Source organism: Luteibacter sp. 22Crub2.1 (assembly GCF_900167995.1).
GTDB lineage: Bacteria > Pseudomonadota > Gammaproteobacteria > Xanthomonadales > Rhodanobacteraceae > Luteibacter > Luteibacter mycovicinus.
Map to the genome: position 1 here is coordinate 18,049 of NZ_FUYT01000007.1, position 21,393 is coordinate 39,441.

Below are 21,393 nucleotides of genomic sequence, written 5' to 3' on the forward strand. Positions count from 1 at the left end.
GTCGACGCTCATGGCAAGCTGATCAGCCGCGCGGCCTGAACTCCAGCGGCTGCGCCGCACTCTTCGGCGCCACAGGCCCACAGCTCCCACACGCCCCGCACCCGTCCCCGCAACTTCCGGTCGCCGCGGCAGGTTGCACACGCTTTCCCAGCGACCGGACCATCACCGGCCTGCCGTCGCGATTGAGCCATGCCGACACCCGCGCCAGCACCCGCGTCGACGTCTTCGGCAGCAGCTTGCGGAACGCCACATACGCCGCGACCGCGACAGCCACGCCGATAACGAAGCCCTGAAACAGTTCGAACGTGCTCATGAAAGCGCCCTCGCGATCTGGTAAGTGGCGAGCGAAGCGAGATATGCCAGGCCGAACAGATAGCCCGCGGCCACCGCCACGTTGCGCCAGGAATTGGTTTCGCGGCGGATGACCGCCAGCGTCGACATGCACTGCGGCGCGAACACGTACCACGCGAGCAACGACAACGCCGTGGCCAGCGACCACGAGTGCGCGATGACGGGCCCGAGCTGCGAGGCGACCGCATCGTCGCTTCCCGACATGGCATACACCGTGCCGAGTGCCGCCACCGCCACTTCGCGCGCGGCGAGGCCGGGCACCAGCGCGATGCAGATCTGCCAGTTGAAGCCGATCGGTGCGAACACGTATTCGAGCAGCCTGCCGAGGCGGCCGGCCAGGCTGTAATCGATGGCGGGCCCCGTCGCTCCTTCCGGCGGCCCGGGGAAACTGGAGAGGAACCACAGCAACACGGTGAGCGCGAGGATGATGCCGCCGACGCGCTTGAGGAAGATCAGCGCGCGCTCCCACAGACCCAGGCCGATGTCCCGCACGTTGGGCAGGCGGTAAGACGGCAACTCCATGATCAGCGCGTGCTCGCTGCGATCCTTGCGCAGGCGCTTGATCACGAAGGCGACCAGCAAGGCGCTGAAGATACCCGCGAAGTACAGCGTGAAAAGCACCACGCCCTGCAGGTTGAAGATGCCCCACACCGTCCGGTCGGGGATGAACGCGGCGATCAGCAGCGTATACACCGGGAGGCGGGCCGAGCAGGTCATCAGCGGCGCGACGAGGATCGTGGTCAGGCGATCGCGCGGATCCTGAATACTGCGCGTGGCCATGATGCCGGGAATCGCGCAGGCGAAGCTCGACAGTAGCGGGATGAACGCCCTGCCCGTCAGGCCGACGCGGAACATCATGCGGTCGAGAAGGAAGGCCGCGCGCGGCAGATAACCCGATTCTTCCAGCACGAGGATGAAGAGGAACAGGATCAGGATCTGCGGCAGGAACACCAGCACCGCGCCCAGCCCTGCGAACAGACCGTCGTTGAGCAGGCTGTGCAACGCGCTGTCCTCGGGGAGGAAACCCGTCACCGCCGTGCCCAGCGCGGCGATGCCCGCCTGGATGCCATCCATGACCGGCTGCGCCCAGGAGAACACCGCCTGGAAGATCATGAACATCAGGCCGGCGAGAATCAGCAGACCGAACGCCGGGTGCAGCACCCAGCGGTCGATCGCGTCGTCGACGGCGGCGGTATCTCGCGGCAACGTGACCGTATCGGCGAGAATGGACCGCACTTCGGCATGCAGTTGCTCGATCCCGGCGTTGTCGATGTCGGCCGGCTCGATCGCCGGCACCGAGGTGTCGATGCGCTGGATCAGGGCCTGTGCGCCACCACGCCTGATCGCGACCGTTTCGACCACGGGCACGCCGAGCCGGCGCGATAGCGCGTCCACGTCGATGACCATGCCGCGACGGCGCGCCGCGTCCATCATGTTGAGTGCGAGCACCACGGGGCGACCCAGGCGGCGCACTTCGAGCACGAAACGCAGGTGCAGGCGCAGGTTGGTGGCATCGGCCACGCAGACGATCAGATCCGGCGGCGCTTCACCGGGATAACGGCCATAGCAGACGTCGCGCGTGATCGCCTCGTCGGGGCTGGTCGCATCGAAGCTGTACGTGCCGGGCAAATCGAGGATATGCAGCGTGCGACCGGAAGGTGCGACGAAGCGCCCCTCCTTGCGCTCGACGGTCACACCGGCGTAGTTGGCCACCTTCTGCCGACCGCCGGTGAGCTGGTTGAACAGCGCCGTCTTGCCGCAGTTGGGGTTGCCCACGAGGGCGATGCGCATTGTGGAAGCGCTCATGCGGCACCGTCCACGGCGATCATCACGCGCTCGGCCTCGGTACGGCGCAAGGCGAAACGGGTCGAACCGATCTGGATCAACAGCGGGTCTCCGCCGAGAGGGCCCCGCGCCACGAGGCGCACCGGCTCACCGGACACGAAGCCCAGGTCGCGCAGGCGCTGGGCGATGGGGTCGGCGGGATGGGCATCGGTGACGGACTGGACCACGGCTTTGGCACCTTTCGGCGCGTCGGAGAGGCGCACTGGGATTACTCAAATAAGAACTGTTCGCATTGTATGCCTTTAGCGCGAAGGCTGCACAATGCGCAGGATCGGGAGTCAGGCGTTTATGATCTTGCGCCTCAGTCCCCGGAGAACGCCCATGTCATCTGTCGAACTCACCCGCGAAGGCAGCACCGCCCGGCTCGTCATGAACCGGCCCGAGGTGCATAACGCCTTCGACGACGGTCTGATCGCGGACCTGACCGCCGCGATCGACGAGCTCGACCGCGACGGCAGCGTGCGTGCCGTCGTGCTGACCGGCGCCGGAGCGAGCTTCTCCGCCGGTGCCGACCTCCACTGGATGCGCGGCATGGCGGCCGCCAGCGAGGCGGACAATCTCGCCGACTCGCTGCGGCTGGCGACGCTCATGCGCCGGCTGCAATTTCTTTCGAAGCCGACCATCGCGCGGATCAACGGCGCGGCGTTCGGCGGCGGCGTGGGCCTGATCGCCTGCTGCGACATCGCCGTGGCGGTCGACGGCGCACGCTTCGCGCTGTCCGAGGTGAAGCTCGGCCTCGTCCCCGCGGTGATCTCGCCGTATGTCGTCGCGGCGATCGGCCTGCGCCAGTCGCGTCGTCTGTTCCTGACCGGCGAGATCTTCGACAGCGCCGCCGCGCTGGCGCACGGGCTGGTGCATGAAGTCGTCCCGGGCAACGACCTCGACGGCGCGGTGGACCGGCTTGTCGGCTTGCTGAGCAAGGGTGGCCCCGCCGCGCAGCGTGAGGCGAAAAGCCTCGCCCTGCGCATGGGCGGTCAGTCGCCGGAAGCTATGGAAAAGACCGACGCGGTCAACGCGGCACTCATTGCGAAACTGCGCGTTTCCGCCGAGGGGCAGGACGGACTGTCCGCCTTCCTCGACAAGGCATCTCCGTCTTGGTTGCGCTGATCCGTTACGGCATCGCGACCATCCTGCTGGCCGCCGCCCCCTGCATCGCGGCGGAAAGCCTCACCGAGCGGATCGACGCCCATATCGCCCAGCCACGCTTCGCCGCGGCATCGTGGGGCATCGCGGTGGTCTCGCTGGAGGACGGGCATGCCGTATACGCGCACGACGAAGGGCGCCTGCTACTGCCCGCGTCGACGGCCAAGCTCTACACGGCGGCGTTCGCTCTGGATCGCCTTGGCACGGATTACCGCACGCATACCGATGTCCTCGCCGCAGGCTCGATCGCACGCGGGCGCCTGCATGGCTCACTCGTCCTGCGCGGTCGGGGCGACCCGACCCTGTCCGGCGACGAGTGGGCCGAGCGACTGGCGGCCCGGATCGGCGAACGCGGGATCCGCCGCGTGGATGGTGCGGTGATCGGCGACGACACCGCTTTCTCGGGGCCCGCGATCGGATCGGGCTGGGAAGCATCCGACCTTCAGGCGGCGTACGGCGCGGCGGCGGGTGGGCTGGACGTCGACGAAAACACGATGACGGTCGCCCTCTCGCAAAGCGGTGTGGACGTCGCACCCGCCGACGCGGCCGTCACCGTCGCCGCCCAGACACGGGACGGCCTGGAGCTTTACCGGGCGCCGGGCTCGTCGACGGTTCACGTGCTCGGCGGCGTCGCCGAGGGCGGTGCCACGAAGCGCATCCGCCTGTCCCTGCCCGACCCGGCGCTCAGCGCGGCGCGGCGCCTGCAAGCCGCGCTGATCAGGCAAGGCATCCGTGTCGATGGCGAAGCACGAAGCGTCCACTGGCCTGTCGCCGCACCCACGGGCGAAACCATCGCGAGCGTCCCGTCGCCATCCCTGGGGGACATCCTCCGCGCAGGCCTGAAACGTTCGCAGAATCTCTACCTGCAGAGCGTCTTCCTGCTCACCGGGCTGGAAACCGCGGAGGCCTGTAGCGCTCAGACTTCCCCCGCCAACTCGTCCGATGGCCCCGGCTCAGGTAGGAGCCAGCCCTGCTGGCGAAACAACCTTGCCACAGTCCCCAAAGAAGACCTCGCCGCCGAAGCCCTCACCCACTGGCTATCCACCAAAGCCATTGGCCCGTCCTCCACCACGCTCGACGAAGGCACCGGTCTCTCCCGCCACGACCTGACCACGCCCGCGTCCCTGGCACAGCTACTGACGATCATGGACGCCTCGCCCCAGGCCGCCGCATGGCGCGACCTGCTGCCGGTCGCAGGAATCGACGGCACGCTGGTCAACCGGATGCGCGGCACGGCTGCGCAGGGCAATGTACGGGCGAAGACCGGTAGCATGAGCTTCGTCAACACGCTGGCCGGCTACGTGACGACCCGCAGCGGCCAACGGCTGGCGTTCGCCATCATGCTCAACAACTACCGGGCACCGCCGCATAGCGCGGAGACGGTGTCTCCGGTCTCGTCCGAGGTCGACGCGGTCGCGGTGATGCTGGCGGAGGCCGAGGGTCATCTTTGACCGGCTTGGAAACCGACTCGCACCGTGCGCCGCGGACCGGTAAAAGCGAATGCCCTTAGCGATGCCCGTCGGCGGCCGCCTCAGCCCAGCACGTTGGGCAGATCCTTCCCGATCTTCTCCGGTGTGTCCGTCGGCGCGTAGCGCTCGACCACCTGCCCCTCGCGATTCACCAGAAACTTGGTGAAGTTCCACTTGATGCCTTCGGTCCCCAGCAAGCCCTTTTTCTCCGCCTTCAGCCACCGATAGAGCGGATGCGCATGCTCACCGTTGACTTCGACCTTGGCGAACATCGGAAAGCTGACGTCATAGGTCAGCGAGCAGAAGTTGCGGATCTCGGCTTCGTCGCCGGGCTCCTGATGACCGAACTGATCGCACGGAAAACCCAGAACCTCGAAGCCGCGCGCGGCATATTCCTTCTGCAGGGACTCCAGGCCCTTGTACTGCGGCGTGAAGCCGCACTTCGAAGCCACGTTGACGACCAGCAAGGCCTTGCCTTTGAACTCCGCCAGCGACCGCTCGTTGCCGTCGATATCGCGGGCCGAAAAATCATAGATGCTGGTCATGCGGGCTTTCCTTGAAAGGGAATGGACCCGCCAAGTCTACGCCGGCCGCTCCGGCCATGGGCTGGCTTGGGCTACCATGGACGTCTTTCCGGCTGGAGCCTGACGCCCCGTGATCCGTTTTGCCGCCGCTTCCAAGTCCTATCGTGTCGAGGGAGCGCTCGTCCCCGCGCTCGAGCCCGTCGATCTCACCATCGAGCGCGGCGAGGTGTTCGGCATCATCGGTCATTCCGGCGCCGGCAAATCCACCATGCTGCGCCTGATCAACCTGCTCGAACGGCCCACCGCCGGCCAGGTCTTCATCGAGGACCGTGACGTCACGCACGCCGAGGGTGCCGACCTGCGTCGACTTCGCGCGGGCATCGGCATGATCTTCCAGCACTTCAATCTGCTGTCGTCGCGGACGGTGGCGGACAACGTCGCGTTCCCGCTGCGCCTGCACGGTGGCATGAGCGACGCCGAGATCGCCGCACGCGTCGACGAACTGCTTTCGCTGGTGGGTCTCACCGCACATGCGCGGAAATTCCCCGCACAGCTTTCCGGTGGCCAGAAGCAGCGCGTCGGCATCGCGCGCGCGCTGGCCAGCAAGCCATCCATCCTGCTTTGCGACGAAGCGACCAGCGCGCTCGACCCGCAGACCACGGCATCCGTGCTGGAACTGCTGGCCGACATCAACCGTCGCCTCAACCTGACCGTCGTACTGATCACACACGAGATGGACGTGATCCGTCGCGTGTGCGACCGCGTCGCGGTGCTCGATGCGGGACGCGTCGTGGAAGTCGGCGATGTCGCCGATGTCTTCCTGCATCCGCAACATCCCACCACACGACGCTTCGTCGCGGAAGCCGACCATCGTGAAGGCCGCGGTCCGGAATTCCCGGGTGTCGACGGGCGCCTGTTCCGCCTTTCGTTCCGTGGCGACGCGACCTACTCGCCCCTGCTCTCTCGCGTGGTGCGCGATACCGGCATCGAATACAACCTGCTCTCCGGTCGCGTCGACCGGATCAAGGACACACCTTACGGCCAGCTCACCCTGGCCATGAACGGCGAACGTCTGGAGGACGCGCTGGCGCAGATCCGCGCCGCGGGCGTCGACATCGAGGAGGTGGCCCGATGAGCCCCATGCAGACCCTGTTTCCCAACATCGACTGGCCGGAAATCGGCCAGGCCTGCGTCGACACCCTGCTGATGCTGGGCGGCTCCCTGCTGTTCACGCTGGTGCTGGGGCTGCCACTGGGTATCTGGCTGTTCCTGAGCGCCCGCGGCCAGCTCCACGCCCGGCCAAAACTGTACTCGGCGCTGTCGCTGGTGGTGAATGTCCTGCGCTCGATCCCCTTCATCATCCTGATGATCCTGCTGATCCCGCTGACTCAGGCGATCACGGGCGTCAGCATCGGCATCCGCGGCGCCATCGTGCCGCTGGTGATCGGCGCCGCACCGTTCTTCGCCCGTCTCGTGGAAACCGCGCTGCGCGAAGTGGAGCGCGGCGTTATCGAAGCCAGCCAGGCCATGGGCGCCACGACGATCCAGATCGTCACGCGCGTACTTCTGCCCGAGGCACGTCCGGGGCTGATCGCCGCGACGACGGTCACCGCCGTGGCCCTGGTCGGCTATACCGCGATGGGCGGTATCGTGGGCGCGGGTGGTCTGGGCGCCCTGGCCTATCAGTACGGCTATAACGGCTACAAACCCGACTACATGCTGGTCACGGTGGCCCTGCTCGTGGTGCTGGTGCAGATTCTGCAGTCGCTGGGCGACCGCCTGGTGCTTCGCTATACCCGTCGCTGAGTCGTTCTTTGCATACGGCGGTATGGACGTCTATGCTGGCGCACCGCACCATCCGCCACGGACGTCCATCATGAAGAAGTACCTGCTGCCCCTTACCGCCGCCCTCGCCGTTTTCGTCGCGGGCTGTTCAGGCAGCGCGGACGGCGGCAAGGCGGATCCTTCGGCGACGCTCACCATCGCGGCCACACCCGTGCCGCATGCGGAGATCCTCAAGGAGATCAAGCCCCTGCTGGCCCGGGAGGGTGTGAACATCGAGATCAAGGTGTTCACCGATTACGTCCAGCCGAACATGCAGGTCGCGCAGAAGCAGATCGACGCCAACTTCTTCCAGACCGAGCCGTATCTCGACGCTTTCAATAAAGAGCGCGGTACCCACCTGGTCAAGGTGGTGGGCGTGCATATCGAGCCTTTCGGCGCGTATTCGAAGAAGTTCACCTCGATCGACCAGCTGCCGGACGGCGCCGATGTCGTCATCCCCAACGATCCCAGCAATAACAGCCGCGCGCTGCTGCTCCTGGCCAGGCATGGCCTGGTCAAGCTGAAGAATCCGGATGACCGCCTCGCCACGCTGAAAGACGTGGTCGAGAACCCGAAGCACCTGAAGTTCCGCGAGCTCGAAGCCGCCATGCTGCCGCGCGTGCTCGACCAGGTCGACCTCGCCCTGATCAACACCAACTACGCGCTGGCCGCCAAGCTCAACCCGGTCAAGGACGCGCTGCTGATCGAGGACAAGAACTCGCCGTACGTGAACTTCCTGGTCAGCCGTGCCGACAACAAGGACGATCCGCGCGTGCAGAAGCTCGCCGCGGCCCTCACCTCGCCCGAGGTGAAGGCCTTCATCGAGAAGAACTACGGCGGCGCCGTGCTGCCGGCGTTCTGAACCGGCATATCGAACACCTTGCGCAGGTAAGCGACGTACTCCAGGTCGTCGCTCATGTTCTTGCCCGGCGAGTCTGAAATCTTCGCCACGGGCTGACCATTGCATCGGGTCATCTTGATGACGATGTTGATCGGCGCCGGCCCCACGTCGTTCGTGAGGTTGGTGCCGACGCCGAACGAGAGCAGACAGCGACCGTCGAAATGACGGTACAGGTCCATCACACGCGGAATGTCCAGGCTGTCGCTGAAGACGAGCGTCTTGGTCCGCGGGTCCACACGGTTCGCCACGTAATGAGCCAGTACGCGGTCGCCCCATACGAAGGGGTCCCCGGAGTCGTGGCGCGCACCGTCGAACAGTTTGCAGAAATACATGTCGAAGTCACGCAGGAACGCCTCCAGTCCGTAGACGTCGGAAAGCGCGATGCCGAGATCGCCACGGTATTCGCGGGCCCACGCCTCCAGCGCGGCGGTCTGCGAGTCGCGCAGACGCGGCCCCAGCGACTGAAACGCCTGCAGGTATTCGTGCGCCATGCTGCCAATGGGTACAAGACCCTGCCGCATCGCCAGCCACACATTGCTCGTACCCGCCAGTTGCGGACCCAGCCCCCTGGCGAGCGTCGCCAGCATCTCCTCATGCCATGCCTGCGAGAACCGACGACGGGTGCCGTAGTCGGCGATGCGTACGCGCTCGAAGCCCGGGGTGTCGCGCAGCAGCGCGATTTTCGCCTCCAGGCGCGCCCTGCCCTCCGTCAGATCGATGTCCGGCTGTGTCGCGCGGTAGTACAGCTCGTTCACGATCGCCAGCAGCGGCACCTCGAACATGATCGTGTGCAGCCACGGGCCCTCGATCACGATATCGATCTCGCCATGGGCCTCCGCCGCGGGCGCGACCGACACATACTTGGCGTTGAGGTGGAAGAGACCGAGGAAGTCGACGAAGTCGCTCTCGATGAAGCGCAGACCACGCAGATAATCCAGTTCCGCGTCGGTGAAGCGCAGCGCGCACAGGCCGTCGAGCTCCTCGCGGATACGACCGATCAGCGGGACCAGATCGACGCCCGGCGTGCGGCAGCGAAAGCGATATTCCACCTGAGCCGCCGGGTACTGATGCAGCACCACCTGCATCATCGTGAACTTGTAGAGGTCGGTGTCCAGCAGCGAGGTGACGATCATGCGCTCGCCCCGGTCAGCCCGATCTGTTTGTCGACCGCGTCCACGAAGGCTTCCGTACCGGGCCACGACGTAATCCGTCCCAGCTTCCGGCCGCGATGGAAGAGGAAGAACGCCGGAATGCCATGCAGCCCGAAACGCGTGGCCATCGTCGGATCGTCATAGACGTTGTCGTGCAGCCAGCGCACCTGCGGCCAGCTGAAGCTTTCGGGCGTAAGCAGCATCTGTCGCTTGGCGATGTCGCAGTTCGGACAATCGCGCCCCCACAGGAACAGGATCGCGATGCGGTTGTCGTCGGTCGCCAGCTCGGCGTCGAGGGCGGTATCGACCACCTTCTGCATCGGGAACTGTTCGAAGAAGCGGGGAACGGTGGTGTCGGCCATGGTGAATCCGTGATCGGGTCGATCCCCCGAGGTGGGGACGATGAGGGGATAATCCGAGGGTACAACCGCCAAGGATTCCCCGTGCGCGCTTTCATCGGTCTTGCCCTGCTCCTCACCGCCTCGCTCACTCAGGCGGCCACGCTGACCCTGGATACGGGCAAGGGGCCTCAGCGGATCACCACGGAGCAGCTTCTGGGCCGGCCCGACGTGCGCGCCATCGACGTGCCTGGCGACGTGTCGTACCACGCGACCATGCATTATCGGGCCATACCGCTGAAGGCCCTGCTGGGCGGGGTGGATCCCGCGGCGCATCTTCAGTTCGTCGCCCTGGACGGCTTCGCGGCCGAGATTCCCGCGGCGCTGGCGCTGCAGGCCCGCGCCGAGGCCTGGCTGGCGATCGAGCCTGCCGACGCGCCCTGGCCGAAGCTGGGCCCCGACAAGCCAGGCGCTGGCCCGTTCTACCTGGTCTGGCTGCATCCGGAGGCGGGCCACGTCGGCTCCGAGCAGTGGCCCTATCAGGTGGCGACGATCCGCGTGCTGGCGGACCCGGCGTCCCGGTTCCCGAAGATGCGCCCGGCGCCCGGCCTTGCCACCAGCGATCCGGTGATGCGAGGGTTCGCGGTGTTCCAGCGCGACTGCATCACCTGCCACACGCTCAATGGCCAGGGCGACGCGAAACTCGGGCCGGATCTGAATGTCCCGCACAGCCCGACCGAATACCTGCGCGACGACCTGTTCCGCGTACTCGTCCGCAACCCGCAGGACCTGCGTCACTGGCCGCAGGCGAAAATGCCGGGGTTCGACCGCGATACGCTCTCCGATGCCGACCTGGACGATCTGGTGGCGTATCTGAAGCATATGGCGGGGAGAAAGGCCGCGCCCTGAACGACGGCGTCACGCCGCCGGCTTACCCTCCACGATCAACTCGCTCGACGCCCGGTGATAAACCCCACACCGAGTCCCGGCTGCAGGACATGCGCAACGAGTAATCCCACGAACACCGCCAGACTCGCCGTCCCGGCGAACCACGCGAACGTGCGTCCACCCAAGGCAGCGACATCCTTCACGCCGTGCAGGCTCGACACGCTGTGTAGTACGGCGAAGAACACCAGAGGCGCGGCGATCATCTTGATCAGCGTGACATAGAGCGTGCCGAGCGGGCCGAACCACGTCGCGGCGTCGGGCCCGATGAGCCAGCCAGCCAGCGCTCCGAAGACGAAACCCGCCGCTACCCGCTTCCAGAAGCGGACGCGGAACCACGATGTGAACAAGGACATGAGACGTGCCAGGCAAGGGCAATGAATCACGATACAACGCGGTGTAGCCGTCTGGACGGCCAATCCCGAACGCTGTGTTTCCTCTCGCGAACGCTGAGGGGTCATGTATTGCGATCGATCACCGCACGCCTTCAGCGGCGGATGCCAAACGCATCTTGCCCGGCGCGCGCCCACCACCGCTCACGAGCCATTCCACCGCAGCATGCAGGACTTCCTCATCCGTACCATGTTCCGTCGGAAAATCTGGTATGACTTTGTCCCCGAACACAAAGCCGTTCCGATCGGCGTCAGCAGCGGTAGTCAGATGCAGCACACTCCCATCGGGAAGAGGAAACTCCGTGTTTGCGGTGGAATGCCCGGATGTGGCAGAGCCAAAGAAGCGGGTGTTGGGGCGGCCGTGAAAAGCAATTGCCACCGCTTCTCCTGAACTACTCGTCTGAGGCCCGATCAGAACAGCCACAGGCACACTTACAAAGAGGGCAGGCGACTCCGCAGCATGCACACCCGCGCTACGCGCGAACCACGGAACCGTCTTACCGGGGGAGACAAAACTTCCCACTTCCGCACTTCCGAGTAGCGGCTCAAGAGCCGCAAGCATCGGCCACATGTTGCCACCAGAATCCGAGCGCAGGTCGACAACCCATCCACGAAGACCACCCAGCGAGAGAATTTCGCCTCGAAGCTTTGAGGAAAATGCTTCCCCCTTGTCCTTATCCATGCCCCTAAATGCCGGCATTTTAACGTAGCCCAAAGAGTCGCTGATCGCATTTACTTCGGCGGGCTCGGACGGAAGACCGCCAGTTTGCAACCCCTTTGCCTGGTACGGGCCGCTAAGCGAGCTGTGACTATCCCCCAAGCGCGCCAAAAGGCTCCGAATTGCTGGATAAACGTCTACCGGTATCACAGCACCCATCGCCTGCGTCCGAACGTCAGCCTCCGCTACCGGCCAGTCGATCTTATCGGCATTAAGCGCGTGCTGCTTCACGATAGTGACCGCGGCCTCGAGCACACTCTGCGGCTTGACGGTGCTCATTGGCTTGCCCGACACAACGATTCTGAGGGCACGGAAGTGAGCTTTACCCTGTTTGTTCAACAGCACCCCGATCAAGAGCTTGGTCGCCTTGGTCGGCACATCCATCGTTAGGTCACGACGAGAATTTCCATCTGACCTTTGTACAGGGGCCGTCCCAGTATTAACGAACTCAACGCGTGATGAGCCAGAATCCGCGCGTATCCACAAACTGGCGGATGCGCCCGCGGATTCGACCTCAACGTCTGCACTCAGTGTAATCGTCCGTCCAGCATAGGGCGTGGCATCGATCAACGTCGATCCCCCCGAAGGCTCGCCCGGACCATTTACCGCATCGATGAATACGTCCGCACCTTCGTTAGCCTCGATCACCCCGGATGCGACCACCGCATAACCAGCTGACTTATTGATCGGAAACCACTCTTGCGAATGCACAATACCCGCCTCGACCACCGACGACGACATAAAAAAAACCAGCACCAGGGGCGCGAACAAACGCGAAAGCAAGTAATTCGATAAACCAGCGCGAACGGACATAGAGCTTCCTTATGATCTTTTTACGCTTAAATCGATCAATTTACCGAAATCCTGGGTTTCACTCGCCATAAGAGCTCTACTGTGACTATGAAGATTTCGGAACTATCGAATACCGCGGTGGCTTGCTTGCATGTAGAGCCGCTCGCCGTGCAAAAACGGACCACCAATCCGGGCAAGCATCTCCTCAGCAAGATTATGAAAGCTTGCGGCGTCACCCGCTAGAGCAAGACGAAAAGCATGATGAAGCGACTGACACTGACCCGCGTCCTCCCTATACATCAAATCAACCATGTGCTTTGCAGAACCAAGCAAAAATCCTCGCTTTAGGATCCATACGCGAACCAATTCAATATACAGGTCACTGCATGCAGCCGACGCGTGAAAATCAGTAAGTCCGCTCTTCGCATCCTTTAACAAGGACGTTATCGTCAATCTATGCGGCATCCAGTCTTGAAACGGTCGTCGCGCCAAGCCATTTTTTTCAACCCTATCAACAAATCTCGCCGCCACACCATCGTCGTCCCACAGCACTACTGCATCTCTGATGGCACGTTCGAAATAATCCACATGCCCTAATTCCTGTCCCCTCAGCATCCCTACCAGAGTACTCTCCGTAAGAGCAAAGACATCGAACGTAAATCCGGCCAGGTGATAGTGCTCATGATAGCTTGCGATGCTCTCCGGCTGAATCACTATCACATCCAGATCCGATTCAGCACCGACGTCACCTCGCACCGCTGAGCCAAAAAATAGACATGCCTTCGCGCCGCTGAATCGAGCTCGCATCGAACGCCGAACAAAGTTACGTAGACGCAAGGCTACGTCAGGAACTACCACTGTCATAGGGCCAATAACTCCAGCCAATCCGGTCGATCAACTCCGTCGACAGCCATCAGAGCAAGGCATATACCAGGCCATCCCTCAAGAAAGGACATCCCGCCTCTCGGAGTGCGCCGATCGTCAGCATCGGCATTTTGAGATCCTTCGGCGCTGTATCGCTCAAAAAGCGTCGCAGTCGACCGTTTCGCAAGCATCGAAGCCATCCCCCTGCATTGCTCGTTAAAACGGTCGTCTCGCGATACAAGATCGAATTGCAGTGACGCCCCCGCAAGCCCGTGGCAGAGCGTAAGGTCGTTAAGTCGGGAAAGTGGCGTTCCATACTGTCGCGAAGCATAAGAAAGCAGCTGTTCCGGTCGCGCTGCCAGCGCCGGAACCATCGAGGTTCCTCGCAAGAATGAGAAGATATTCCCAAGATTTCCGTAGCACCATGCGAGCCGTGCCGGCTCAACCGACGCCTGATTGTTGGCCACATATGCATGACGATCCCTCGTCTCAATAACAAAACGGTCGACGTATTCGAACCCCGACGCCGTGACTTCACGGGCTTCTTCTGAGAGCACTCCCTCGGCCGCGGCTCTTGAGAATACCGACAGAATCCCTGGAAGACCATGGGCGAGTCCAAGATTTGAGTCAACAGAGCTTGCTGAAAACTCCCGCTCCGCGTCCGTAATCCAATACGAAAAGCGTCTCACGTACCAGTGCGATAGAGCCGAAACTAGCGATACGTTTCCGGTATGAGTAACGCTTCGAAGAGCAAAGACCATCATCCCTGCAACGCCATTGATCAGGTCAATTGACATTGATTCTGGTGCCGTCTTAAGAGCGTCAAGTAACAAATTTTCTACGTCACGCAGGAAGCCGTCAACGTCTTCAGACCGTCCTACCACAGAACTTAAAGTCCACCCTAGGCCCGATATGCTCCTGTACAACGAGGTCGATGACGCACTTTCATTCGATAGTTCGACACCGAAGGCTAGATGCTCAACAGCGAGTGCATGTAGCCTAGGCTGTCCCAAATAACTAGCCGCCTCATGGAGGAACATTGCATACGTAGCCGCTCCGTGACTGAGAGATGGCGACGCATAGCTTCCAGGGCACGGGATGTTGCTCACACATTCCGTGACCAGCTCGGAAATTCGTAGTCGCGAGTCTCCCTCAAGAAGAGATAGAACCGGTGTCTCTGAGCTTTCCACCGGTTGCTGCCGTGTAGGCGATTGAACTGTCATCCACCGATCTCCGACATAGAGCAATTACTTACTTCCACGAGCCGTCCGTCCCGTAGCTCAAGCACCCGGTCCGCTGACCGAATTGTCTCGGGTCGATGAGCTATCACGATCCGTGTCACCTTGATCTCACGAAGATGTTCCGCGATGGCCCGCTCGCGAAGAATGTCCAATTGGCTCGTGGCCTCGTCGAGAATAAGTATTCTCGGTCGACGATAAATCGCCCTCGCAAGAAGAAGACGCTGCTGCTGTCCACCCGAGAGAGACGATCCCATGTCCCCGATCAGCGAAAAATAACTCATCGGCATGCGTCGTACGTCATCATGGATCTGTGCAGAGCGAGCGGCGGCCTCGATCGCCTCTGACGTTGCGTTAGGATCAAAAAGGCTGATGTTCTCCGCGATCGTTCCAGAAAACAATTGATCATCCTGCATAACGCTGGAAATGATCTCGCGCGCTGATTGCTTCCCAAGATGGCGCATGTCAACACCTCCAAATGAGATAGTTCCGCTATCAGCATCCAGAAGGCCGAGGATCAGCCGGGCAAGCGTACTCTTTCCACAGCCCGAGGGCCCAACAATCGCGACGAACTCGCCGTCATTGACGTGCATATCGCAGTCTTTAAGCACCCAAGGGTCCGATGGTGAGTACCGGTAGCTTACCTGCCGCATCGAGACCGACGCATGCTCCAGCGACCCAACATAGTTCCCGCTCACGTCTTCTTCGATCGGCGTCAAAACGATGTCAGCGAGCCTCTCTCCCTGTATACGAAGAAGTCTTATCTGAATACTGTAGTCGATGAAACCAATGGCTCTTGTCGTGAATTGCTCCGCGTACGCAAGGTAGGCCATCAACATTCCGGCAGATATCTTCCCGTCACTCGCCAACCACGCACCCACCCAGATTACAGCGATGCGCTGCCCTCCCGACAGCAGTGCATTAATGGCGTCGAAAATCATCGTGAGCCTCTGCACGAAGATCGATGCATTCAGTACATCGGCGGTCTGGTTCAGAAAACGAGCCGTGCGGCTTGGCACGAGATTATAGATACGGAGCGTCTGGACTCCCCGCATCGATTCCATGAGGGTTCCCTGCTGCCTTGCCATGTTTACCACCTGCGACAGATTCGACTCCCGGAAAACCCGGTAATACAAAAGTCGAAGTACGCCGTAGGCGAACACTGACGAGGACGTGACTGTCGCCAATATTGGACTGTAGACATAGAGCATGATGATCGTGACAACCGCCATTATTCCATCGAGAATGGCTTCGACGAACTTGGTCGTAATTGTCTGCTGTATCGTTGTGATCGAACCGAATCGGGAGACGATGTCGCCAAGATGGCGTTTCAAGAAATAATCGTGAGGAAGCCTTAGAAGATGCTGGAAAACGTTTCCACTCCAAGCCAGATTGAACTGCGTACCGATCCAGGTCACTGTCCAAGTTCGCATCGCGGTAATGCACACTTGAGCAGCAAGGATTAACGAGAAGGCCATTCCAAGTATGGTGAGTAACCCGATGTCTCGATCCGACATCACTTGATCTACGGCAATCTCGATAAATTGCGGAGCCAGGAGCGCGAGCAACTCGAGAACGGCTGCCATCGCAAATATCTGTCCAAGCGCCCTACCGATACCCTGAATCGATCCCGAGAGCGCGCGCAGCGAAAGCGGCTCCCTTGCAGGCTTCCTCTTGAACTCGGGACCCGGCGCTAACTCAAGAGCCACACCAGTAAAGCTGCTTCCCAATTCATCGAGCGTGATTGATCGATCGCCGACCGCTGGATCGTGGATTCGCGCCTTACCTTTCCGTATTCCTTTAAGAACAACAAAGTGATTGAGGTTCCAGTGAAGAACGCAGGGCGTGTGAAGCTGATTCATTTGCGAGAGCTCGACGCGAACAGGGCGCGAAGAGAGGCCGAGCCCCGATGCAATGTTCATCAGCCGATCTAAAGTAGACCCTTTGATAGACACCGGGTATCGAAGACGAAGCTCGGCCAGGCTGATGTGATTACGATGGTAGTTGGCGATCATCGCGAGGCAGGCCAACCCGCATTCCGCCCCCTCCGTCTGCAGGATCGTCGGGAGCCGCTTGAGCTGGCCAAAGTTCAGCAGACCACCGCCCATCGCATCCTCCCGCGCGTGAGCGCGGCCTCCGCCGATGCCAGATGTCGACACCTCATCAATCCGCATGGTCATCTTTCCTCATTCCATAGATCGGCTCGAACACCCACTCCAGTAAGCGCCTTTGATCGAGAAGGATGTCGGCATCGAGCGCCATGCCGGATACGAGCTTTTGAGTTTGACCATAAACATGGATAGATTGCTCGGCGAGCGTGACCACAACCTCATATTGCGCCTCGGCAGGAAGCGGTTGTCCGGTCAGGTCCGATATCTGCTTTGGGCTTAACGCATTAGCTGAGACATACTTCACGATTCCATCTTGAATGCCAAATTTCTGGTATGGGTAGGCGTCGTAGTGGAGGGCTACCGTTGTCCCTTGTTTGACAAATCCAATCGCTTTGCTAGGTACTAGAAGCACCGCCTCTAGCGGCGACAGTGCGGGCACCTCCGTCATCAGCGTTTGGCCACTCGTGATCGCCTGACCTTGCTTGACCAAGATCGACGACACTACGCCTGCGTGGCTGGCACGCTGAACGGAGAGACGGTTTGCCTCGTTCTGGTCCAGCGATTGGTTCAGCTGCTCCAATTGCCTACTAAGATCGCCGATCTTTGATTGCGTAGCCATGGGAACCTGCGCAAGCTGATCCGTCAGAGATGCCATCTGCTGTGAAGATTCAGCTCTGGACTTCATTATCGTGCGCACTTGGGCTTGCGCAGCGAAGACCGCCGACTGCTGTTGATTGAATTGCACCTGAGACACGTAGCCGCGCTTGTACAAATCAGTCATACGACCGAGTAACGCGGATTCTGCCGCTTCGTCTGCGTTATAGATCTTGAGTAGCGCATCATCTTGGCGCATTTGATCGGTAAGTGATCTTTTCTGCGCGGAAAGCCCTTTTGACTGCTCATCCGCCAGGCTCTGCGCGCCAACTATGTCGGTTCGCAACCTTTCACGCTGCCTCTCCAGCGAAATCGAGACATTTGCTCCCGTGTCGCCTAGCTTCTGGCTTACGTGCTCTCCCGACACGGCGAAAAGAGATTGCCCGGCATGAACAACGTCCCCCTCGCTCACCGAAATGCTGTCGATGGTGCCAGAGGACCAGCTGGCGACCTGGATCAGACCGGCTTGCGGAAGCAACAGGCCCGTTACACGCTCCCGCCGCGTATAGCTCCCAAAGATCAGTAGCAACACAAGCGCGGCACCGAACACTACTGAACCTACGGACCACACGAGGTGGGATGTCGGCGTAGCGATACGAACATGGCCTAGCCATGGTGTACGCTGCGCCTCGAGTGCCTCTCGGCGAAAGAGTTCAATTGACCCGGACGAATTATCTTCAGATTCCATCAGCAATCCGCCGCATCTGTCTCGTCAATAACGGCTAGAGAATCGGATGTTTCAGCGTTGTCGACCAAGTCGGTCTTTGTGGCCCGTCCGCGAGCCAGATCGAATTCATAAATCCGGCGTAGCAGATCCCAAATGATCGCCTCTTGCTTTCTATGATCAACTAGGAGGAATCGGTTAAACATCATATGAATAACACTCCAGCGGACGCTATATAAAGCTGCCTCTAACAGTTCCCGACTTCCGTCGACGAAGCGATTCCAGCTAGGAGCAGATAGTTCGTCTCGCTCCTTGAGAAGCCTATCGACCTGCTCCATTCCCTCCCATTCACTACCCTTCCGGAGAGTACGGAACACCTTGAAGACGGAACCGATCCGCTTTCTTTCATCGCTGGTCATCGCCGTCTCCATCGCAAAGTCTGCCGCCGCTCGCGCAGCGAATGCCTGCTTCGCTACTGTCGACTCAACGCCGAGCAGTGAAAGCATTCGATCTGCGGAGACAGCCGCAATTTCCCAGCGTTTGTCAAAGGTCTGACCCGGCACATTCAAGATGCCGATGTATGCGCGAGAATCGATGGTAAAAATGTCCTCACAGGCAAGGCTCGGGTACTCCCCACCGTAACGCATGACCTCAGGGACATAGGAAGCCATCGAAAAATCTGAAGCTAGTCCTCGATCTACCATTTCCTTGAGAAGGATCGTTAGCGCAGGAAGAAGATTTGCGACAAGTTTCTGTGGCGATCCACCAAACCTGACTCGAAGATGGGTTCCCAAAGAGTCCCTGTAGCGCACGAAAAAAAATTTTTCGAAGTTTTTTTCTGGCGAGCTACACAGTAGTCGGCCATAAATCTCTCGAAGAATTGCGTCTTGATTCGCTGGATAAGCGTATACCTTGAAGTAAAGCCAGTCGGACCCTGGCACCTTCCGGGAATACGGAGCAAATACTGCGTTCCGCGCGACCTCGCGATCACGGACGTACCGTAAATTGTCGAGAACCATCAAAATTTCGTGCCTGTGCCGCCCACGAGATGACATGACTGAAGGCACCATTCCGGAAGGGAAATGCTCGACAATCGTAGCCCCATTTCTCCTCACGATTTCGTCCGCCAAGCCACGAAGCCCAGATGAGACTGTTGTGTCGAAAGGAATATCCGACTCACCGCCAGCGACAGAGCACCAGTCAGGCAGACCAAAGGCACGCTTCCACTGCGCGATAATCGCGGCTCTCTCCGCGCCCTTTAAAGCAATTAGTAGGGCAGCATCGGCTTGCGAGAATAGCCAGCTTCCTCTGGATACGATAACTCCATCTATCTTCAACCCAGGGACATAACGTCGACCGGGAAACCAATTTCTTGCAGAGAAGCCAATCTTTCCCGAACGCTGCGTAGACACTGCGCTCAGGAACCTATAGAAGATCAGATTCTCATCTCTGTTAGTGTTGTGCGCATTGCTCATACGAACAAGTAGTTGCTTTCCTAAACTCCTTGAACGAAGAACGATGCGGCGACCGACCACACTTACAAGGATGTCGTTTAACGGAATCGTCGTAGCTTCGCTAGGAGCGGCCGTTCTGATGGGAATGGCGTACTTGGCACTGATGCGTCGCGTGGTCAGGTTAACGAAACGAAGCTGAGGGATATGCACGAGTTCTACCGCGATCCCGTCCTCGTCATCTTCTTCAGACCTTATGGCGTTGACCAGATCGCGCACCTCATCGCTCCCTGACGTAAAGCGCCCAAGGACCCTGCACGGATCTTGAAGAGTAACCGTTCGCACCTCGGGGACAACGGTAATCGACCCAGCGGAACCTATTTCGTCCCAGAGGGCACACCAAGCCAACATGTAGCGACTTCCATCATGCTTAGTTTTTGGAGTCTCTGTAGCCAACATGCATTCGGAAGAATTCACGTTTACATAGTCAAGCATTGTGTCCGCTGCAAAGTCAGCCGCCATAGCTTGTGCGAAGCGAGTGCGGATCACGGGAGTTGGCCTAACCGAAGCCACGCGCTTTGAGAACACGGACTTCACAAGCGGTGCTGTGGGAAGATTCTTGCCTCCAAAAGGAACGCCATTCGCTTCATCGAGGGCAACGAGCAATGGTACTTCGCCGTCGCCGTATCGCTCTACGAATGCGCTTGCGAATTCCGAAAGATTCCAAGGTAGAGGATCGGACAACGCAAACATGGCTCCGACAGCTCGCTCCATACGCGATCGAAGCTCAATCGAAACGGACCCTGTTCTCACGTCATCGGCAGGTCCTGCATACAAATCCGCTTGAATGATCGGGTCGTCCCCCGAACCAGGGAGACGATATTTAGCAATGAGACTCCGGTAAGCACCAGCATCATTTCCGGGCGAGGAGGAAGCCAGCACTGCGAGGTCAGCCGATAGCGAATGCAGATGCTTCAGGGATTCGTGGTCTTTAGGCACTTTTGATAGAAAGCTATCGAAGAAATCCCCATCAGTGATTGACCGCGAATCATCGGCGCATAGGAACTGACATTCGATCAGCGATTCGACAAATTTCTCTACCTCCTCACGATCCTCGCCGTTCGGGATAGCGCTAGTAAGCTTCTCCGATATATGAGCCAACGTTGCGCCATCGCTGGCCGCCCGGATGACCACGTGAAGCTCGGGAGACGCTTCAAGCTCTATCCTGAAGTACGTCCGTCCAGACTCACCTCTATCCCTATAAGCGATAAAGCTGAACGTTTCGGAATTCGCAGCGAATGTATCGTTGAGGCGGAAGATCAGGCCTTTTTTAACGGGCTTTTCATCAACAACCTCGTCGATAAGTTTGGCAGCAACAAAACCCTTCAGTCGAGCTTCAATTCGCATCTCTGGCCATTCAGGGAGCGAAATACCAGTGCGATCAGCACCGGTCGATATCGTGCCCACCGATACAAATGTACCGAAAGGCGTCGATCTGTCTGCCATTCTTCGTATATACCGCACGAACGCTCCAGCAATTCCCTTATAAACCTGACCTCCATCTACCCAGCGAGAAAGTCGTGCGTGTAGACCTGGCGAAGCAAAGAAAATGGCCTCCGCAATATATTGATCGTGAAAGAGATCCTTGAGATACGCGTCTAGTTCGGGACCGTCTCGGCGACTAATTTGTCGCAGCACATCGCTAGGTAGAGTAGCTATGCGGACGAGGGCCGTGTCTCTTATTGCGAGCTGGCGTGAGTTTTCCATTGCGCGACCTTTGTGCATTTCTCAAAGCCAATTATCTGCGCTTCCTCGCTTGCAGGAAGGGGTTTTTATCGCGGTTGCAAAGAGTTCGCAGCATCCCCGCTGCGAACCCCCATCATGCATCAGCCCGTCGTCACGGACCGATTATCCGCTCAAGACTGAGCTATGTTAGCTACACTGCCCATTGTTACTAGGACACTGCGATGAGTCGGCGTCACACTCAGCCGAGTAGCAGCCGTCATCAGAAGCGCAGC

General features: G+C 60.2%; 17 protein-coding genes and 1 pseudogene. 6 read left to right on the forward strand and 12 right to left on the reverse strand.

Annotated elements, in window-relative coordinates:
- Positions 1-22: 22 nt before the first annotated feature.
- Genes B5X73_RS08530 through B5X73_RS08540 form a run of 3 tightly spaced genes read right to left on the reverse strand, consistent with a single transcriptional unit; the run spans position 23 to position 2,399 of the window.
- Positions 23-313 carry a DUF6587 family protein gene (locus tag B5X73_RS08530; protein WP_079521347.1) on the reverse strand — a complete coding sequence of 97 codons (291 nt, stop codon included), beginning with the start codon at positions 311-313 and terminating at the stop codon, positions 23-25.
- On the reverse strand, positions 310-2,157 hold the full coding sequence (gene feoB, locus B5X73_RS08535) for a ferrous iron transport protein B (protein WP_079521348.1): 1,848 nt from the start codon (positions 2,155-2,157) through the stop codon (positions 310-312). The genes B5X73_RS08530 and feoB overlap by 4 nt, the downstream gene beginning before the upstream one ends.
- Positions 2,154-2,399, reverse strand: coding sequence for a FeoA family protein (locus B5X73_RS08540; protein WP_036113574.1), 246 nt, complete (start codon positions 2,397-2,399; stop codon positions 2,154-2,156). Before B5X73_RS08540 ends, feoB begins: the two co-directional genes overlap by 4 nt.
- Positions 2,400-2,517: 118 nt before the next feature.
- On the opposite strand from B5X73_RS08540, the gene B5X73_RS08545 reads away from it, so the two are divergent.
- The gene (locus B5X73_RS08545) at positions 2,518-3,303 is read left to right on the forward strand and encodes an enoyl-CoA hydratase/isomerase family protein (RefSeq protein WP_079521349.1); all 786 of its coding nucleotides are present in this window, start codon (positions 2,518-2,520) and stop codon (positions 3,301-3,303) included.
- Positions 3,291-4,790, forward strand: a complete 1,500-nt coding sequence (gene dacB, locus B5X73_RS08550; protein WP_079521350.1) for a D-alanyl-D-alanine carboxypeptidase/D-alanyl-D-alanine endopeptidase — start codon at positions 3,291-3,293, stop codon at positions 4,788-4,790. Before B5X73_RS08545 ends, dacB begins: the two co-directional genes overlap by 13 nt.
- Before the next feature lie 80 nt (positions 4,791-4,870).
- Here dacB and B5X73_RS08555 read toward each other — a convergent pair whose 3' ends face one another.
- Positions 4,871-5,353, reverse strand: a complete 483-nt coding sequence (locus B5X73_RS08555) for a glutathione peroxidase (protein WP_043693737.1) — start codon at positions 5,351-5,353, stop codon at positions 4,871-4,873.
- 109 nt (positions 5,354-5,462) lie between these two features.
- On the opposite strand from B5X73_RS08555, the gene B5X73_RS08560 reads away from it, so the two are divergent.
- The 3 genes from B5X73_RS08560 (at position 5,463) to B5X73_RS08570 (ending at position 8,018) form a co-directional block, all read left to right on the forward strand.
- Positions 5,463-6,467, forward strand: coding sequence for a methionine ABC transporter ATP-binding protein (locus B5X73_RS08560; protein WP_043693734.1), 1,005 nt, complete (start codon positions 5,463-5,465; stop codon positions 6,465-6,467).
- Positions 6,464-7,138 carry a methionine ABC transporter permease gene (locus B5X73_RS08565; protein ID WP_036113583.1) on the forward strand — a complete coding sequence of 225 codons (675 nt, stop codon included), beginning with the start codon at positions 6,464-6,466 and terminating at the stop codon, positions 7,136-7,138. The genes B5X73_RS08560 and B5X73_RS08565 overlap by 4 nt, the downstream gene beginning before the upstream one ends.
- A gap of 70 nt (positions 7,139-7,208) precedes the next feature.
- Entirely contained in the window at positions 7,209-8,018 is an 810-nt protein-coding gene (locus B5X73_RS08570; RefSeq protein ID WP_079521351.1) for a MetQ/NlpA family ABC transporter substrate-binding protein, read from the forward strand.
- On the opposite strand, the gene pncB is transcribed toward B5X73_RS08570, so the two are convergent.
- Entirely contained in the window at positions 7,988-9,190 is a 1,203-nt protein-coding gene (pncB, locus tag B5X73_RS08575; protein WP_079521352.1) for a nicotinate phosphoribosyltransferase, read from the reverse strand. The two genes, B5X73_RS08570 and pncB, sit on opposite strands and share 31 nt — an antisense overlap.
- Positions 9,187-9,570, reverse strand: a complete 384-nt coding sequence (locus B5X73_RS21310; RefSeq protein ID WP_036113597.1) for a YbbN family protein — start codon at positions 9,568-9,570, stop codon at positions 9,187-9,189. The genes pncB and B5X73_RS21310 overlap by 4 nt, the downstream gene beginning before the upstream one ends.
- Before the next feature lie 81 nt (positions 9,571-9,651).
- Between B5X73_RS21310 and B5X73_RS08585 the strand changes: the two genes are divergently transcribed.
- On the forward strand, positions 9,652-10,455 hold the full coding sequence (locus tag B5X73_RS08585; RefSeq protein WP_079521353.1) for a cytochrome c: 804 nt from the start codon (positions 9,652-9,654) through the stop codon (positions 10,453-10,455).
- 68 nt (positions 10,456-10,523) lie between these two features.
- Here the strand turns inward: B5X73_RS08585 and B5X73_RS08590 are convergent.
- From B5X73_RS08590 to B5X73_RS08620, 6 genes and pseudogenes are all read right to left on the reverse strand, one after another.
- Positions 10,524-10,847, reverse strand: a pseudogene (locus tag B5X73_RS08590) (cation:dicarboxylase symporter family transporter); the annotation flags it as partial.
- A 118-nt stretch (positions 10,848-10,965) separates the two neighbouring features.
- Positions 10,966-12,414 carry a S41 family peptidase gene (locus B5X73_RS08595; protein ID WP_079521355.1) on the reverse strand — a complete coding sequence of 483 codons (1,449 nt, stop codon included), beginning with the start codon at positions 12,412-12,414 and terminating at the stop codon, positions 10,966-10,968.
- Positions 12,415-12,516: 102 nt separating this feature from the next.
- Positions 12,517-13,257, reverse strand: a complete 741-nt coding sequence (locus B5X73_RS08600; RefSeq protein WP_139382710.1) for a nucleotidyltransferase domain-containing protein — start codon at positions 13,255-13,257, stop codon at positions 12,517-12,519.
- A 1,219-nt stretch (positions 13,258-14,476) separates the two neighbouring features.
- The gene (locus B5X73_RS08610) at positions 14,477-16,675 is read right to left on the reverse strand and encodes a peptidase domain-containing ABC transporter (RefSeq protein ID WP_254857261.1); all 2,199 of its coding nucleotides are present in this window, start codon (positions 16,673-16,675) and stop codon (positions 14,477-14,479) included.
- A complete protein-coding gene (locus B5X73_RS08615) occupies positions 16,659-17,948 on the reverse strand; it encodes an HlyD family secretion protein (protein WP_079521358.1) in 1,290 nt (429 codons plus the stop codon). Before B5X73_RS08615 ends, B5X73_RS08610 begins: the two co-directional genes overlap by 17 nt.
- On the reverse strand, positions 17,948-21,142 hold the full coding sequence (locus B5X73_RS08620; protein ID WP_176167790.1) for a lantibiotic dehydratase: 3,195 nt from the start codon (positions 21,140-21,142) through the stop codon (positions 17,948-17,950). Before B5X73_RS08620 ends, B5X73_RS08615 begins: the two co-directional genes overlap by 1 nt.
- Positions 21,143-21,393: the final 251 nt, after the last annotated feature.

Excerpts from the sequence above, each read along its gene's own strand:
- B5X73_RS08530 (WP_079521347.1), bottom strand. The coding sequence starts at position 313 with ATGAGCACGTTCGAACTGTTTCAGGGCTTCGTTATCGGCGTGGCTGTC.
- feoB (WP_079521348.1), bottom strand. The coding sequence starts at position 2,157 with ATGAGCGCTTCCACAATGCGCATCGCCCTCGTGGGCAACCCCAACTGC.
- B5X73_RS08545 (WP_079521349.1), top strand. The coding sequence starts at position 2,518 with ATGTCATCTGTCGAACTCACCCGCGAAGGCAGCACCGCCCGGCTCGTC.
- B5X73_RS08555 (WP_043693737.1), bottom strand. The coding sequence starts at position 5,353 with ATGACCAGCATCTATGATTTTTCGGCCCGCGATATCGACGGCAACGAG.
- B5X73_RS08565 (WP_036113583.1), top strand. The coding sequence starts at position 6,464 with ATGAGCCCCATGCAGACCCTGTTTCCCAACATCGACTGGCCGGAAATC.
- B5X73_RS08570 (WP_079521351.1), top strand. The coding sequence starts at position 7,209 with ATGAAGAAGTACCTGCTGCCCCTTACCGCCGCCCTCGCCGTTTTCGTC.
- pncB (WP_079521352.1), bottom strand. The coding sequence starts at position 9,190 with ATGATCGTCACCTCGCTGCTGGACACCGACCTCTACAAGTTCACGATG.
- B5X73_RS21310 (WP_036113597.1), bottom strand. The coding sequence starts at position 9,570 with ATGGCCGACACCACCGTTCCCCGCTTCTTCGAACAGTTCCCGATGCAG.
- B5X73_RS08595 (WP_079521355.1), bottom strand. The coding sequence starts at position 12,414 with ATGTCCGTTCGCGCTGGTTTATCGAATTACTTGCTTTCGCGTTTGTTC.
- B5X73_RS08600 (WP_139382710.1), bottom strand. The coding sequence starts at position 13,257 with ATGACAGTGGTAGTTCCTGACGTAGCCTTGCGTCTACGTAACTTTGTT.
- B5X73_RS08610 (WP_254857261.1), bottom strand. The coding sequence starts at position 16,675 with ATGACCATGCGGATTGATGAGGTGTCGACATCTGGCATCGGCGGAGGC.
- B5X73_RS08615 (WP_079521358.1), bottom strand. The coding sequence starts at position 17,948 with ATGGAATCTGAAGATAATTCGTCCGGGTCAATTGAACTCTTTCGCCGA.
- B5X73_RS08620 (WP_176167790.1), bottom strand. The coding sequence starts at position 21,142 with ATGGAAAACTCACGCCAGCTCGCAATAAGAGACACGGCCCTCGTCCGC.